Raw genomic sequence first — 15,609 nt, forward strand, 5'->3', positions numbered from 1 at the left:
TTAAATGATCTAAGTAGCTTTTATCCAGCGTCAAAAGACGCTGGTTTTTCCTCTTTTATAGAGAAATCGAGTTAGAAATAATAGTTACAGTTCACTATTAAATGTCAAAGTTTATCAATAGATTTATCATTATCGTTAATGAGTAGACTTATTCTGACTTTCCCTAAAATTTTGTTGAATTTTCTTAAGTTTTTATCATATTTTTTATAATTAAGGTGCCTTAAGAAAAATAATGAAAAAACTAAATGTTTTTCATATAGTTTTCATTTTTTGTGTTATAATTAAGGTGCCTTAAGAAAAATATTAAGGTGCCTTAAGAAAAATATTAAGGTGCCTTAAGAAAAATAATGAAAAAACTAAATGTTTTTCATATAGTTTTCATTGTTTTAATAGTTTAAAGTCAATCTTATTTTTCTCTAATAGAAAATAATGAAAAAGTAGGTTTAGAAAGAGGTAAGTATCTATGTCTTCTCATAAAAAAGTGTCACTCTCTGAGATTAATCAATCTATCGATACTCCAAATAACAATCATTTCTGGCAAAATTTAAAGGCCTTTTTAGGTCCGGGTGCTCTTGTCGCAGTTGGTTATATGGATCCAGGAAACTGGATTACCAGTGTAGTCGGTGGTGCTTCCTATAAGTATAGTCTCTTGTTTGTTATCTTGATTTCATCTCTCATTGCCATGCAACTTCAGCAGATGGCAGGAAAGCTTGGGATTGTAACCCAGATGGACCTGGCTCAAGCAACGGCTCATCATTCACCTAAATGGCTTCGTTATAGTCTATGGGTGATTTTAGAATTAGCCTTGATGGCGACAGATCTGGCAGAAGTTCTAGGTTCAGCGATTGCTCTCAATCTTCTCTTTAAGATTCCGATTATGATAGCAATTCTCTTGACCGTGTTGGATGTTTTTCTCTTATTGCTTCTGATGAAATTTGGCTTTAAGAAGATTGAAGCTATTGTGACAACACTGATTTTAACCATTCTAGCAATTTTTACCTATCTGGTAGCTTTGTCACATCCAAGCTTCCAAGGAATCGTTGAGGGTTATCTACCGAATGCAACCTTATTTGAAAGTCCCTTGCCAGGGCATGAAAGTCAATTAACCTTGGCACTAGGGATCGTGGGAGCAACGGTTATGCCCCATAACCTCTATTTGCATTCTTCCTTGTCTCAAACTCGGAAAATCAATCATAAGGACAAGAATGATGTTCGAAAAGCCGTGCGCTTTATGACCTGGGATTCTAATCTCCAGTTATCCTTGGCCTTTGTGGTTAACTCCCTTCTTTTGATCTTAGGGGCGGCTCTCTTCTTCGGACATGCATCTGAGATTTCTGCTTTCTCTCAAATGTATAATGCCTTGCAGGATTCAACTATTGCGGGAGCTATAGCCAGCTCAACCCTATCAACCTTGTTTGCCTTGGCCCTATTAGCAAGTGGTCAGAATTCGACTATCACAGGTACCTTGACAGGGCAAATCGTTATGGAAGGTTTCTTACATATGCGATTGCCTCAGTGGTTCATTCGTTTGGCGACTCGTCTCTTTGCCTTACTACCTGTCATGATAGTAGCAGTTTTGTTTGGTCATCAGGAAAAAACCTTGGATCAGTTATTGGTCTATTCACAGGTCTTTCTTTCTATCGCTCTTCCATTTTCAATCTTCCCCTTGATTTATCTTACTTCAAAAAAATCACTGATGGGAGAATTTACCAATGCCAAATGGAATACCATCCTTGGTTATATCGTTTCCATTATCTTGACCATCCTCAATGTGAAATTGCTGTTTGATATTTTTTAAGAGCATCTGAGATGAAGTAGAAAAAATATCATTTTGATGATTAAAATTGAAGAAAAAAATCACCCAAGAGTTGAATCTTGGGTGATTTTTTGGAATTCTCATCTTAGATGAAAAACACATTATAAAAAGCTGCATCAAGATGCAGCCACACTATAGCTACGGAAGACATGGGATTCGAACCCACGCACGCTTTCACACGCCTACCGCGTTTCCAACACGGCCTCTTAAGCCTCTTGAGTAATCTTCCAATACTTACTAAAATAGTTTATCATAAAGGCAAGTATCTTGCAAATAAAATTCAAACAATTGGCAAAATGATAGAAAATGAAAGAAAATGATAAAAAAGTGCTTGACTTTGATTTTTTTTGTGATAGAATGATTATTGTAATCGTTAACAGGAGGTGAGTAAGTGCTAAAAACTGAGAGAAAAAAGTTGATTTTAGAGGAGCTGGGCAAACATAAAGTCGTTACTTTAGAGAAATTAGTAGGTTTGTTAGATACGTCAGAATCAACGGTTAGACGAGATTTAGATGAATTGGAATCGGAAAATAAACTTCGCCGAGTTCATGGAGGAGCAGAGTTGCCACACTCCTTGCAAGAAGAAGAAACCATTCAAGAAAAATCTGTCAAAAACCTTCAAGAGAAAAAATTGATTGCGCAAAAGGCAGCTTCCCTCATCAAAGAAAAAGATGTTATCTTTGTGGATGCAGGAAGTACAACAGCCTTTCTCATTAAGGAATTGGAGCGAAAAGACATTACTGTTGTGACTAACTCCATTCACCATGCGGTTCAATTAGTGGATAAGCAAATCCCGACAGTTATTATTGGCGGTGGGGTTAAGATGACGACTGATGCCAGCATCGGTGGTGTCGCGCTTAATCAGATTAACCAATTACACTTTGACCGTGCCTTTATCGGAATGAATGGTGTGGACGAAGGTTATTATACAACTCCAGATATGGAGGAGGGAGCTGTCAAGCGTGCTATCTTAGAAAATGCCAAACAAACTTATATTTTGGCGGATTCGTCTAAGGTTGGTCAGTCTTGTTTCGCTAAGGTCGCGCCTATAAAACGAGCAATTGTTATTACAAGCAAGGGTCACGAACTCTTGCCAGCTATCAAAGAAAAAACGGAGGTTATCGAAGTATGATTTATACAGTCACGCTAAATCCATCTATTGACTATATTGTCCGTCTGGATAAAGTGGAAGTTGGTAGTGTTAATCGTATGGATAGTGATGATAAGTTTGCTGGTGGTAAGGGAATCAATGTTAGCCGTGTCTTGAAACGCTTGGATATTCCAAATACAGCGACTGGATTTATCGGAGGTTTTACTGGTAAATTTATCACAGATACTTTAGCTGAAGAACAAATTGAAACGCGATTTGTTCAAGTAGCAGAAGATACGCGTATCAACGTCAAGATTAAAGCGGATCAAGAAACTGAAATCAACGGAACTGGTCCTACTGTTGAGCCAGAACAGCTTGAAGAATTAAAAGCTATTCTTTCAAGTCTAACAGCAGAAGATACAGTGGTATTTGCTGGTTCAAGCGCTAAAAACTTAGGCAATGTCATCTATAAGGATTTGATTGCCTTGACTCGTCAAACGGGTGCTCAAGTGGTCTGTGACTTTGAAGGTCAGACCTTGATTGATAGTTTGGATTATCAACCACTTTTGGTCAAACCAAACAATCATGAACTCGGAGCTATCTTTGGAGTCAAGCTCGAAAGTTTAGATGAGATTGAAAAATACGCTCGAGAATTGTTGGCTAAAGGTGCTCAAAACGTTATTATCTCTATGGCTGGAGATGGAGCCCTTCTGGTAACATCAGAGGGAACCTACTTTGCTAAGCCAATCAAGGGAACAGTGAAAAACTCAGTTGGTGCTGGTGACTCTATGGTTGCTGGATTTACTGGTGAGTTTGTCAAATCAAAAGACGCAGTAGAAGCCTTCAAATGGGGGGTGGCTTGTGGAACAGCAACTACCTTCTCTGATGACTTGGCAACTGCAGCATTTATTAAAGAAACTTATGAAAAAGTTGAGGTAGAAAAAAGATGAAAATTCAGGATTTATTGAGAAAAGATGTCATGTTGCTTGATTTGCAAGCAACTGAAAAAACAGCAGCTATTGAAGAAATGATTCATAGCTTGGTAGAACACGGATACGTGACAGATTTTGAAACTTTTAAAGAAGGAATCTTGGCGCGTGAAGCTTTGACTTCTACAGGTTTGGGTGATGGTATCGCAATGCCTCACAGCAAGAACGCTGCAGTTAAAGAAGCAACTGTTCTCTTTGCTAAGTCAAATAAGGGTGTTGACTACGAAAGTTTAGATGGACAACCAACTGACCTCTTCTTTATGATTGCCGCTCCAGAAGGTGCCAATGATACTCACTTGGCTGCCTTGGCAGAATTATCTCAATACTTAATGAAAGACGGTTTTGCTGATAAACTTCGTCAAGTAACATCAGCTGATCAAGTCATCGAACTCTTTGATCAAGCTTCAGAAAAAGCTGAGGAACCAGCTCAAGCTCCTGCAAATGACTCTGATGATTTCATCGTAGCAGTTACAGCTTGTACAACAGGGATTGCCCACACTTACATGGCTCAAGAAGCTCTTCAAAAAGTGGCTGCTGAAATGGGTGTTGGTATCAAGGTTGAAACTAATGGTGCCAGCGGTGTTGGCAACAAATTGACAGCAGAAGATATCCGCAAGGCTAAAGCTGTAATTATCGCTGCAGATAAAGCAGTTGAAATGGATCGTTTCGATGGCAAACCATTGGTAAATCGTCCAGTTGCAGACGGTATCCGTAAGACAGAAGAGTTGATCAAATTGGCTCTATCTGGAGATGCTGAAGTTTACCGTGCTGCAAACGGAGCCAAAACTGCAACAGCAAGCAACGAAAAACAAAGCCTTGGTGGGGCCTTCTACAAACACTTGATGAGTGGTGTATCTCAAATGTTGCCATTCGTTATCGGTGGGGGTATCATGATTGCCCTTGCCTTCTTGATTGACGGTGCTTTGGGTGTGCCAAATGAAAACCTTGGCAATCTTGGTTCTTACCATGAGCTAGCTTCTATGTTCATGAAAATCGGTGGTGCAGCCTTTGGTTTGATGCTTCCAGTCTTTGCAGGTTATGTAGCCTACTCTATCGCTGAAAAACCAGGTTTGGTAGCAGGTTTCGTGGCTGGTGCTATTGCCAAAGAAGGTTTTGCCTTTGGAAAAATCCCTTATGCTGCAGGTGGTGAAGCAACTTCAACTCTTGCAGGTGTCTCATCTGGTTTCCTAGGTGCCCTTGTTGGTGGATTTATCGCGGGAGCTTTGGTTCTTGCTATCAAGAAATACGTCAAAGTTCCTCGTTCACTTGAAGGTGCTAAATCAATCCTTCTCTTGCCACTTCTTGGAACAATCTTGACAGGATTTGTCATGCTGGCTGTTAACATCCCGATGGCAGCAATCAATACTGGTATGAATGACTTCCTAGGCGGTCTTGGAGGAGGTTCAGCTGTCCTTCTTGGTATCGTCCTTGGTGGAATGATGGCTGTTGACATGGGTGGACCAGTTAACAAAGCAGCTTATGTATTTGGTACAGGTACGCTTGCAGCGACTGTTTCTTCAGGTGGTTCTGTAGCCATGGCAGCAGTTATGGCTGGAGGAATGGTGCCACCACTTGCCATCTTTGTCGCAACCCTTCTTTTCAAAGATAAATTTACTAAAGAAGAACGCAACTCTGGTTTGACAAACATCGTTATGGGCTTGTCATTCATCACTGAAGGTGCGATTCCATTTGGTGCAGCTGACCCAGCTCGTGCTATCCCAAGCTTTATCCTTGGTTCAGCAGTAGCAGGTGGACTTGTTGGTCTTGCAGGTATCAAACTGATGGCACCTCACGGAGGAATCTTCGTTATCGCCCTTACAACAAATGCCCTTCTATACCTTGTCTTTGTATTGGTGGGAGCACTTGTTAGTGGTGTGGTTTATGGTTACCTTCGTAAACCTTTAGAAAAATAATCACAAAGAGATTCAAATGACTGAACACGAAAGTGGGCAGTCATTTTTTTGATTTCTCTAGATGTTTCTGAAATATGGTATAATAGAAGAATGGCAAACAAAAATACAAGTAAAACAAGACGGAGACCGTCAAAAGCTGAATTAGAAAGAAAGCAAGCTATCCAACGGATGTTAATTTCCTTAGTCATAGCTTTTTGCTTAATGTTCGCTGCTCTGAAATTAGGAGCAGTTGGACTCACGCTTTATAACCTTATTCGATTACTAGTAGGAAGTCTAGCCTATCTGGTCATCTTTGTCGTTCTAGTCTACCTTTTTTTCTTCAAATGGATTCGGAAGCAAGAAGGTCTAATCTCAGGTTTTCTGTGCATTTTTTCAGGCTTATTGCTGATTTTTGAAGCTTATCTTGTATGGAAATATGGCTTAGAACAGGCTGTCTTAAAGGGGACTTTAGCCCAAGTTTTGACAGATTTGACAGGCTTTCGTGTGACTAGTTTTGCTGGAGGAGGGCTTCTAGGTGTTGCCCTTTATATTCCAGTCGCCTTTCTCTTTTCAAATATTGGTACTTACTTTATCGGAGCTATCTTAATCTTGATCGGTGCTCTTCTAGTTAGTCCCTGGTCTGTCTATGATGTTGCTGATTTTCTTGGAGCACGTTTTGCCCTTTGGATGGAGCGACGTGAGCAGAAGAAACAGGAACGTTTTATCAAACGAGAAGAAGAAAAAGCTCGTAAGGAAGCAGAGGAACAGGAAAGACTAGAAAAAGAACAAGCAGAGCAAGCCTTGTTGGATATACCTCCTGTTGATATGGAAACTGGCGAGATTTTAGAAGCTACCCCTGTTCACTTTGATGATTTACCACCCCTTCCAGAGGAAGAATGGGTAGAACCTGAAATTATTCTCCCTCAAGCAGATTATGAAGTTCCTAGCGAAGTTGATATTCCAGAGGAAGATGAGTTCTTAGAGGATGAGGATGTTGAGGTAGATTTTTCTGCTAAAAAAGCTTTAGAGTACAAACTTCCAAGCTTGCAACTTTTTGCACCCGATAAGCCCAAAGACCAGTCCAAGGAAAAGAAAATCGTTCGCGAAAATATCAAGATTTTGGAAGAAACCTTTGCGAGTTTCGGTATTAAGGTAACGGTTGAACGTGCTGAAATCGGTCCATCGGTTACCAAGTACGAAGTCAAGCCAGCCGTTGGTGTTCGGGTCAATCGCATTTCCAATCTAGCAGATGACTTGGCTCTGGCCTTGGCTGCAAAAGATGTCCGTATCGAAGCTCCAATTCCTGGGAAATCCTTAGTCGGGATTGAAGTGCCTAACTCAGAGATAGCGACAGTCTCCTTCCGAGAGCTCTGGGAACAATCGCAAACTAAACCTGAAAATCTGCTAGAAATTCCCCTTGGCAAAGCTGTCAATGGTACAGCTCGTAGTTTTGACCTAGCTAAAATGCCTCACTTGCTAGTGGCTGGTTCGACAGGTTCTGGTAAATCTGTTGCAGTCAATGGTATTATTGCAAGTATTCTCATGAAGGCGCGTCCAGACCAAGTTAAGTTTATGATGGTGGATCCGAAGATGGTTGAGTTGTCAGTCTATAATGATATTCCTCATCTTTTGATTCCAGTTGTGACGAATCCACGTAAGGCCAGCAAGGCCCTTCAAAAAGTTGTGGATGAGATGGAAAATCGTTATGAACTCTTTGCCAAAATTGGCGTTCGTAATATTGCTGGTTTCAATGCTAAGGTGGAGGAATTCAACGCTCAATCTGAGTATAAACAAGTACCTCTTCCTTTGATTGTCGTGATTGTCGATGAGTTAGCTGACCTCATGATGGTAGCCAGCAAGGAAGTAGAAGATGCTATTATCCGTCTTGGACAGAAGGCGCGTGCAGCTGGTATTCATATGATTCTTGCGACGCAGCGTCCTTCAGTGGATGTTATCTCTGGTCTGATTAAGGCCAATGTGCCGTCTCGTGTAGCTTTTGCTGTATCTTCTGGAACGGATTCTCGAACTATCTTAGATGAAAATGGTGCTGAGAAACTCCTGGGTCGAGGCGATATGCTCTTCAAGCCAATCGATGAAAACCATCCTGTTCGTCTGCAAGGTTCTTTTATCTCGGATGATGATGTGGAGCGTATTGTTAGCTTTATCAAGGCTCAAGCAGATGCTGACTATGATGAAAGCTTTGATCCTGGAGAGGTTTCTGAGACAGAAGGTGAGTCTGGCACAGGAGATGAAGGTGGAGATCCGCTATTTGAAGAAGCCAAGGCTTTGGTTATTGAAACTCAAAAAGCGAGCGCATCCATGATTCAACGTCGATTATCAGTTGGTTTTAACCGAGCAACTCGCTTGATGGAAGAATTAGAGATGGCTGGAGTTATCGGACCTGCAGAAGGAACGAAGCCGCGAAAGGTTTTACAACAATAAAAAACGTAAAAAAAGTATAAAAATGCATGGAAACTTTATTAAAAAGTTGGTCAAAATTGGTCTAACTTTTTAGATAGAGTTTCCTTTTTTATAGCGATTTCTTTAGAAATAAGGCCATCTGAAAATCGTTTCAGACTTGCCCAATAATTGGATTTTACTTTTACTAGTTTTACCTATTAAACTATTGATTTTTCAAACTGTTTTTGATATATTAAATTGGTATAGAAAAAATTATATGTTTATCCAGAAGTGTTTAAAAATTGAGGAGGATATTTTTTTAAAACAAAATGCAAACGCTTACTTGATAAACTGAAAGGAACAAAAAAACCGATGGATAAAGGATTATTTGAAAAACGTTGCAAATATAGTATTCGGAAATTTTCATTAGGGGTTGCTTCTGTCATGATTGGTGCAGCTTTCTTTGGAACTAGCACTGTTCTCGCAGATTCTGGACAAACAGGTTCAACAGCGAATATGCCAGCTGATTTGGCGGCAGCTCTTGCCAATGCTAAAGAGGATGATGGGCATGACTTTGAAGCGCCAAAACCTGGTGAAGATCAGGGTTCTCCTGAAGTAACTGAAGGACCAAAAACTGAAGAAGAATTGCTGGCAAAAGAAAAAGAAACTGCAACTGCAACAAGCTCAGCAGCTTCAGATACTCTTCCTGAAGAACTACGTGGAAAACTTGATAAGGCTGAAGAAAATGGCCGCACTGCCTCAAAAGAAGAACTAGAAAAAGAAGATAAAAGCTTAGTCCCAGAAGATGTTGCTAAAACAAAAAATGGGGTATTAAACTACGGTGCGACTGTCGAAATTAAAAGTGCTGCAGGGCTTGGTAGTGGTATCGTTATCGGGGAAAATCTCGTTTTGTCTGTTTCTCATAACTTTATCAAAGATGTTCCAGATGGCAATAATCGTAAAGTAGCTGATAATGTTGAAAGTGATGACGATGTTTATACAGTTTCTTACAAAGGGGCACCGGACGTCAAATTCAGTAAGAATGATGTGAAACACTGGGATCGTGAAGGTTTCCTAAAAGGTTATAAAAATGACTTAGCCATTGTCAAACTTCGCAGTCCACTTGCAAATGCTCCAGTTGAAGTTTTGGATAAACCATCTACAATTAAGGTGGGAGATAAGGTGCATGTTTTTGGTTATCCAAAAGGCGAGCTCGATCCGATTTTGAATACCACTGTTGAAGCTATTAACAATCACGGAGAAGGTGTTCGTGGCATTAGCTATCAAGGAAGTGAACCTGGTGCCAGCGGTGGTGGAATTTTCGATGAAAATGGGAAATTGATTGGTATTCATCAAAATGGTGTATCTGGTAAACGTAGTGGAGGTATTCTCTTCTCACCTGCTCAGCTAGAGTGGATTCAAAACTACATCAAGGGTATTGAAACAACGAAACCAGCTGGTCTAGATGCTTTGGATAAGCAAGTAGAAGATAAAGAAGAAAAACCAAAAGAGGATAAACCTAAGGAAGATAAGCCAAAAGAAGAAACACCAGCAGAAAATAAACCTGCTGAAAACAAGCCAGCTGAAAATAAACCAGCTGAGAATAAACCGACTGAATCAAAAGAAGTTACTCCAGAATGGAAAACAGTTGAAAATAAAGACCAACAGGGAACAGTAACAATCCGTGAAGAAAACGGAGTTCGTTACAACCAACTAGCTTCAACTGCTCAAAATGACAATGGTAAGAAACCAGCCTTGTTTGAAAAAGATGGGTTGACAGTCGATGCTAATGGGAATGCCACAGTTGATTTGACCTTTAAAGAAGAATCTGAAACAGGTAAATCTCGCTTTGGTGTCTTTATGAAATTTAAAGATACCGATAATAACGTTTTTGTAGGGTACGACCAAGGTGGATGGTTCTGGGAATACAAGTCAAATGGAAGTGGACTTTGGTACCAAGGTGGACGTGTTGCAGCTCCAGTAAATGGTTCTGTCAACCACTTGACCATCAGCCTTAAATCAGATGGACAGCTCAATGCAACTAACAACGATGTCAAACTTTTTGACACACTTACCTTACCATCAGCAGTTAATGAAAAACTCAAAGATGAGAAGAAAATCGTTCTTAAAGCTGGAACCTATAACAGCAGCGAACGAACCATTGTTAATGTCAAGACTGATGACCAAGAAGGTGTGAAAAACGATCAAGAAGCCGCTGAAAAAGAAAAGGGCGACACAGTAGATGATAGCAATGTCAAGTACGACACTATCGAATCTACAGTATTGAAAGCAGTCATCGACCAAGCCTTCCCACGTATTAAAGAGTACGTCCTCAATGGCAACAAACTTCCAGGTCAAGTGCAACCGATTAATCAAGTTGTGATTAACAAGCACGCTGTGACTCCTGAAGTTACTTATAAGAAGATTAATGCAACGACTGCCGAGTATGAAATGAAACTCCGTGATGAGGAAAACCTCATCAATGCAGATATGACCGTTCGTTTGCAAGTGGTGGACAACCAACTTCACTTTGATGTGACTAAGATTGTCAACCATAACCAAGTTACACCAGGACAAAAGATTGATGACGAACGTAAATTACTTTCTTCAATCAGCTTCCTAGGAAATGCCTTGGTATCTGTTTCAAGCGACCAAGCAGGGGCTAAGTTTGATGGGGCAACCATGTCAAACAATACTCACGTCAGTGGTGATGACCATATCGAAGTAACAAATCCAATGAAAGAATTAGCCAAAGGCTATATGTACGGATTTGTTTCAACAGATAAACTCGCTGCTGGTGTATGGAGTAACTCACAAAATAGCTACGGTGGTGGTTCTTACGACTGGACACGTTTGACAGCTTATAAGAATACGATTGGCAATGCTAACTACGTGGAAATTCATAGCTCTGAATGGCAATGGGAAAAAGCCCACAATGGAGTTGTCTTCCCAGCATACACTCAAGAACTTCCAAGTGCAAAAGTAGTCATCACTGAAGATGCCAATGCTGACCATAAGGTTGACTGGCAAGATGGTGCGATTGCTTACCGTAGTATCATGAACAACCCTCAAGGTTGGGAAAAAGTTAAAGACATTACTGCTTACCGTATCGCTATGAACTTTGGTTCACAAGCGCAAAACCCATTCCTCATGACCTTGGATGGTATCAAGAAGATCAACCTCCATACAGATGGTCTTGGTCAAGGTGTACTGCTTAAGGGATACGGAAGTGAAGGACATGACTCTGGACACTTGAACTATGCGGACATCGGTAAACGTATCGGTGGTGTTGAAGACTTTAAGACTCTTATTGAGAAAGCTAAGAAATATGGTGCCCACCTCGGTATTCACGTTAATGCTTCAGAAACCTATCCAGAGTCTAAATACTTTAATGAAGATATTCTTCGTAAAAATGCAGATGGTAGCTATAGCTACGGTTGGAACTGGCTTGACCAAGGTATCAATATTGATGCTGGTTATGACCTCGCTCATGGGCGTCTAGCTCGTTGGGAAGAGTTGAAAAACAAACTTGGTGAAGGTCTCGACTTTATCTATGTCGACGTTTGGGGTAACGGCCAATCAGGTGACAACGGTGCTTGGGCAACTCACGTTCTTGCAAAAGAAATCAACAAACAGGGTTGGCGTTTTGCAATTGAGTGGGGCCATGGTGGTGAGTATGATTCTACCTTCCAACACTGGGCAGCTGACTTAACCTACGGTGGCTATACAAATAAAGGTATTAATAGTGCCATTACTCGCTTTATCCGTAACCACCAAAAAGATTCTTGGGTTGGTGACTACAGAAGTTATGGTGGTGCAGCTGACTACCCACTTCTAGGCGGTTATAGCATGAAGGACTTCGAAGGATGGCAAGGACGTAGTGATTATAACGGTTATGTAACAAACTTGTTTGCTCATGACGTTATGACTAAGTACTTCCAACACTTCACAGTAAGCAAATGGGAAGATGGCAAACCAGTAACCATGACTGACAATGGTAGTACCTATAAATGGACTCCAGAAATGAAAGTCGAATTGGTTGATGCTGCAAATAACAAGGTTGTGGTAACTCGTAAATCCAATGATGTCAACAGTCCACAATATCGTGAACGTACAGTAACGCTCAACGGACGTGTCATCCAAGACGGTTCAGCTTACTTGACTCCTTGGAACTGGGATGCAAATGGTAACAAGCTTGAAAGTGACAAGGAAAAAATGTACTACTTCAATACTGAAGCAGGTGCAACAACTTGGACACTTCCTAGCGACTGGGCAAATGGTAAGGTTTACCTTTATAAACTAACTGACCAAGGTAAGACTGAGGAAAAAGAAGTTGCCGTGAAAGACGGTAAGATTACCCTTGATCTGACTGCAAATCAGCCATATGTTCTCTATCGTTCTAAACAAACAAATCCAGAAATGTCATGGAGTGAAGGAATGCACATCTATGACCAAGGATTTAACAGTGAATCTTTGGATCATTGGAAGATTTCAGGAGATGCTTCTAAGGCTGAAATCGTGAAGTCTCAAGGTGCAAACCAAATGCTCCGTATCCAAGGCAATAAAGAAAAAGTTAGTCTCACTCAAAAATTGACTGGCTTGAAGCCAAATACTAAATACGCAGTGTATGTCGGTGTCGACAACCGTAGTAATGCTAAAGCAAGTATTACTGTTAATACTGGTGAAAAAGAAGTAACCAACTACACTAACAAGTCACTAGCACTTAACTATGTAAAAGCCTATGCTCACAATACTCGTCGAAGCAATGCAACGGTTGATAACACAAGTTACTTCCAAAATATGTATGCTTTCTTCACAACAGGTTCAGATGTATCAAATGTCACCTTGACCTTGAGTCGTGAAGCAGGCGATGAAGCAACTTACTTCGATGAAATTCGTACCTTTGAAAATGAATCAAATATGTACGGTGACGGTCACGACACTGCAACAGGCGTTTTCAAACAAGACTTTGAAAATGTCGGTCAAGGTATCTTCCCATTTGTTATCGGTGGTATCGAAGGTGTTGAAGATAACCGTACTCACTTGTCTGAAAAACATGGACCATACACACAACGTGATTGGAATGGCAAGAAAGTTGATGATGTTATCGAAGGAAATTGGTCACTCAAGACAAATGGTCTCGTAAGTCGTCGTAACTTGGTTTACCAAACAATTCCACAAAACTTCCGCTTTGAAGCAGGCAAGACCTATCGTATTACATTTGACTATGAAGCTGGATCTGACAATACTTACGCCTTTGTAGTCGGTAAGGGAGAATTCCAATATGGTCAAACGAGCAATATGGAAGTGCATGAATTGCCAAATACTTGGACAGATTCTAAGAAAGCGAAACGTGCAACCTTCCTAGTAACAGGTGCAGAAACTGGCGATACATGGGTAGGTATCTACTCTGCAGGTAATGCAAGTAACACTCGCGGAGACTCTGGTGGTAATGCTAACTTCCGTGGCTACAATGACTTCATCATGGACAGACTTCAAATCGAAGAAATTGTCTTGACTGGTAAGATGATGACAGAAAATGCTGTCAAGAACTATCTTCCAACTGTTGCTATGACCAACTACACCAAAGAAACAATGGATGCTTTGAAAGAAGCAGTCTTCAACCTCAGCCAAGCAGACGATGATATCAGTGTAGAAGAAGCTAAGTCTGAAATTGCTAAGGTCAATGCTCTTAAAGACGCTTTAGTGATGAAGAAAACAGCTCTTGTAGCAGATGACTTTGCAAGTCTTACAGCTCCTGCTCAGGCTCAAGAAGGTCTTGAAAATGCCTTTGATGGCAACGTGTCAAGTTTATGGCATACATCATGGAGCGGAGGAGATGTTGGCAAACCAGCAACCATGGTCTTGAAGGAACCAACTGAAATCACAGGCTTCCGTTATGTTCCACGTGGTTCAGGTTCAAATGGTAACTTGAGAGATGTTACTCTTGTAGTAACGGATGAAACAGGTAAGGAACATACCTTCAATGCAACCAATTGGGCTGATAACAATAAGCCAAAAGATATCGATTTTGGCAAGACTATCAAAGCTAAGAAGATTGTCCTAACAGGAACAAGAACTTACGGAGATGGTGGCAATAGATATCAATCTGCTGCAGAATTGATTTTCGCTCGTCCACAAGTTGCTGAAACTGGTCTTGATACTACAGCTTATGAAGCAGCCTTGGCTAAAGCTCAAAAATTGACTGATAAGAGCAATCAAGAGGAAGTAGCAAGTGTTGTTGCCAGCATGAAATTTGCAACAGATAATCATCTTTTGACAAATAGAATCCTTGAATTCTTTGCAGATTATCTCGACCAATTGAAAGACCAAACACCTACCCCAACTCCAGATCCAGAACCTAAACCTGAAACTCCAACTTCAAGCAAGGGAGATGAATCAGCCCCAGTTGTTGACCTTCCAGAATTCACAGGTGGTGTAAATGGTGTTGAAGCCGCAATCCATGAAGTTCCAGAGTACACAGAACCAATCGGTACAGCAGGTGATGAATCAGCCCCAGTTGTAGAGGTTCCGGAATACACTGGTGTTCTTGGTACAGCAGGTGATGAATCAGCCCCAGTTGTAGAGCTTCCAGAATACACTGGCGTTCTTGGCACAGCAGGCGATGAAGCAGCCCCAGTTGTAGAGGTTCCAGAATACACTGGAGTTCTTGGCACAGCAGGCGATGAAGCAGCCCCAGTTGTAGAGGTTCCAGAATACACTGGCGTTCTTGGCACAGCGGGCGATGAAGCAGCCCCAGTTGTAGAGGTTCCAGAATACACTGGCGTTCTTGGCACAGCGGGCGATGAAGCAGCCCCAGTTGTAGAGGTTCCAGAATACACTGGAGTTCTTGGCACAGCAGGCGATGAAGCAGCGCCAGTTGTAGAACTTCCAGAGTATACAGGAGTAGTTGGAACGGCAGGAGAAGAAGTAGCTGTAAATGAAGTTCCAGAATTCAAGGGTGGAGTTAACGCAGCAGAAGCAGCTGTGAGCCAAGCACCAGAATTCACAGGTGGTGTAAATGGTACCGAATCCGCAATTCATGAAGTACCAGAGTTTACCGGAGGTGTGAATGGAAGTGATGGCGCAATCCATGAAATTCCAGAATACAAAGGCCAAATTGGTACAGTAGGTAACCAACCTGCCCCTGTAGTGGAAAAACCAGAGTATCGAGAAGATTTAGTAGAGAATAAAGATACATCTAAAGAGTCACATTCAAATGTTCTTCCAAATACGGGTGAATATAATTCTGAAACAGCTCTCTTCATCGCTAGTGTCAGCATGGCAGTTTCAGCAGCACTCTTAGCTGTCAAAAGAAAAGAAGATTAAAATACAAAAAAGTTTTCAATAAAAGAGAGCTTAGACTCCACAATCATTGTCGTGGAGAAAAAGAAAACCCAGAGAGGACCCTCTAGGTCCTCT

The 15,609-nt window shown here is 41.1% G+C and carries 6 protein-coding genes and 1 tRNA gene; 6 read left to right on the forward strand and 1 reads right to left on the reverse strand.

Features of this window, described 5'->3' with window-relative positions; translation table 11 throughout:
• The first annotated feature begins 463 nt into the window (after positions 1 to 463).
• The gene (locus tag RRU92_RS05480; protein WP_004260041.1) at positions 464 to 1,798 is read left to right on the forward strand and encodes an Nramp family divalent metal transporter; all 1,335 of its coding nucleotides are present in this window, start codon (positions 464 to 466) and stop codon (positions 1,796 to 1,798) included.
• A 159-nt stretch (positions 1,799 to 1,957) separates the two neighbouring features.
• On the opposite strand, the gene RRU92_RS05485 is transcribed toward RRU92_RS05480, so the two are convergent.
• Positions 1,958 to 2,045 (reverse strand) — tRNA-Ser (locus RRU92_RS05485).
• Between the two features lie 162 nt (positions 2,046 to 2,207).
• Here RRU92_RS05485 and RRU92_RS05490 point away from each other — a divergent pair.
• From RRU92_RS05490 to RRU92_RS05510, 5 genes are all read left to right on the forward strand, one after another.
• Positions 2,208 to 2,948 (forward strand): DeoR/GlpR family DNA-binding transcription regulator, encoded by a 741-nt coding sequence (locus RRU92_RS05490; RefSeq protein ID WP_315638851.1) that lies wholly within the window; start codon positions 2,208 to 2,210, stop codon positions 2,946 to 2,948.
• Positions 2,945 to 3,856: a 1-phosphofructokinase gene (gene pfkB, locus RRU92_RS05495; RefSeq protein WP_315638852.1), complete on the forward strand. Its 912-nt coding sequence runs from the start codon at positions 2,945 to 2,947 to the stop codon at positions 3,854 to 3,856. Before RRU92_RS05490 ends, pfkB begins: the two co-directional genes overlap by 4 nt.
• Positions 3,853 to 5,808: a fructose-specific PTS transporter subunit EIIC gene (locus tag RRU92_RS05500; RefSeq protein WP_315638854.1), complete on the forward strand. Its 1,956-nt coding sequence runs from the start codon at positions 3,853 to 3,855 to the stop codon at positions 5,806 to 5,808. Before pfkB ends, RRU92_RS05500 begins: the two co-directional genes overlap by 4 nt.
• Positions 5,809 to 5,898: 90 nt before the next feature.
• The gene (locus RRU92_RS05505) at positions 5,899 to 8,229 is read left to right on the forward strand and encodes a DNA translocase FtsK (protein ID WP_315638855.1); all 2,331 of its coding nucleotides are present in this window, start codon (positions 5,899 to 5,901) and stop codon (positions 8,227 to 8,229) included.
• 330 nt (positions 8,230 to 8,559) lie between these two features.
• Positions 8,560 to 15,516, forward strand: coding sequence for a SpGH101 family endo-alpha-N-acetylgalactosaminidase (locus RRU92_RS05510; protein ID WP_315638856.1), 6,957 nt, complete (start codon positions 8,560 to 8,562; stop codon positions 15,514 to 15,516).
• Positions 15,517 to 15,609: the final 93 nt, after the last annotated feature.

The sequence above is a fragment of the Streptococcus sp. DTU_2020_1001019_1_SI_AUS_MUR_006 genome (assembly GCF_032340315.1).
GTDB lineage: Bacteria > Bacillota > Bacilli > Lactobacillales > Streptococcaceae > Streptococcus.

Bases quoted from the DNA above. Each gene is read 5' to 3' on its own strand.
- pfkB (WP_315638852.1), top strand. From the start codon at position 2,945: ATGATTTATACAGTCACGCTAAATCCATCTATTGACTATATTGTCCGT.
- RRU92_RS05480 (WP_004260041.1), top strand. From the start codon at position 464: ATGTCTTCTCATAAAAAAGTGTCACTCTCTGAGATTAATCAATCTATC.
- RRU92_RS05500 (WP_315638854.1), top strand. From the start codon at position 3,853: ATGAAAATTCAGGATTTATTGAGAAAAGATGTCATGTTGCTTGATTTG.
- RRU92_RS05505 (WP_315638855.1), top strand. From the start codon at position 5,899: ATGGCAAACAAAAATACAAGTAAAACAAGACGGAGACCGTCAAAAGCT.
- RRU92_RS05510 (WP_315638856.1), top strand. From the start codon at position 8,560: ATGGATAAAGGATTATTTGAAAAACGTTGCAAATATAGTATTCGGAAA.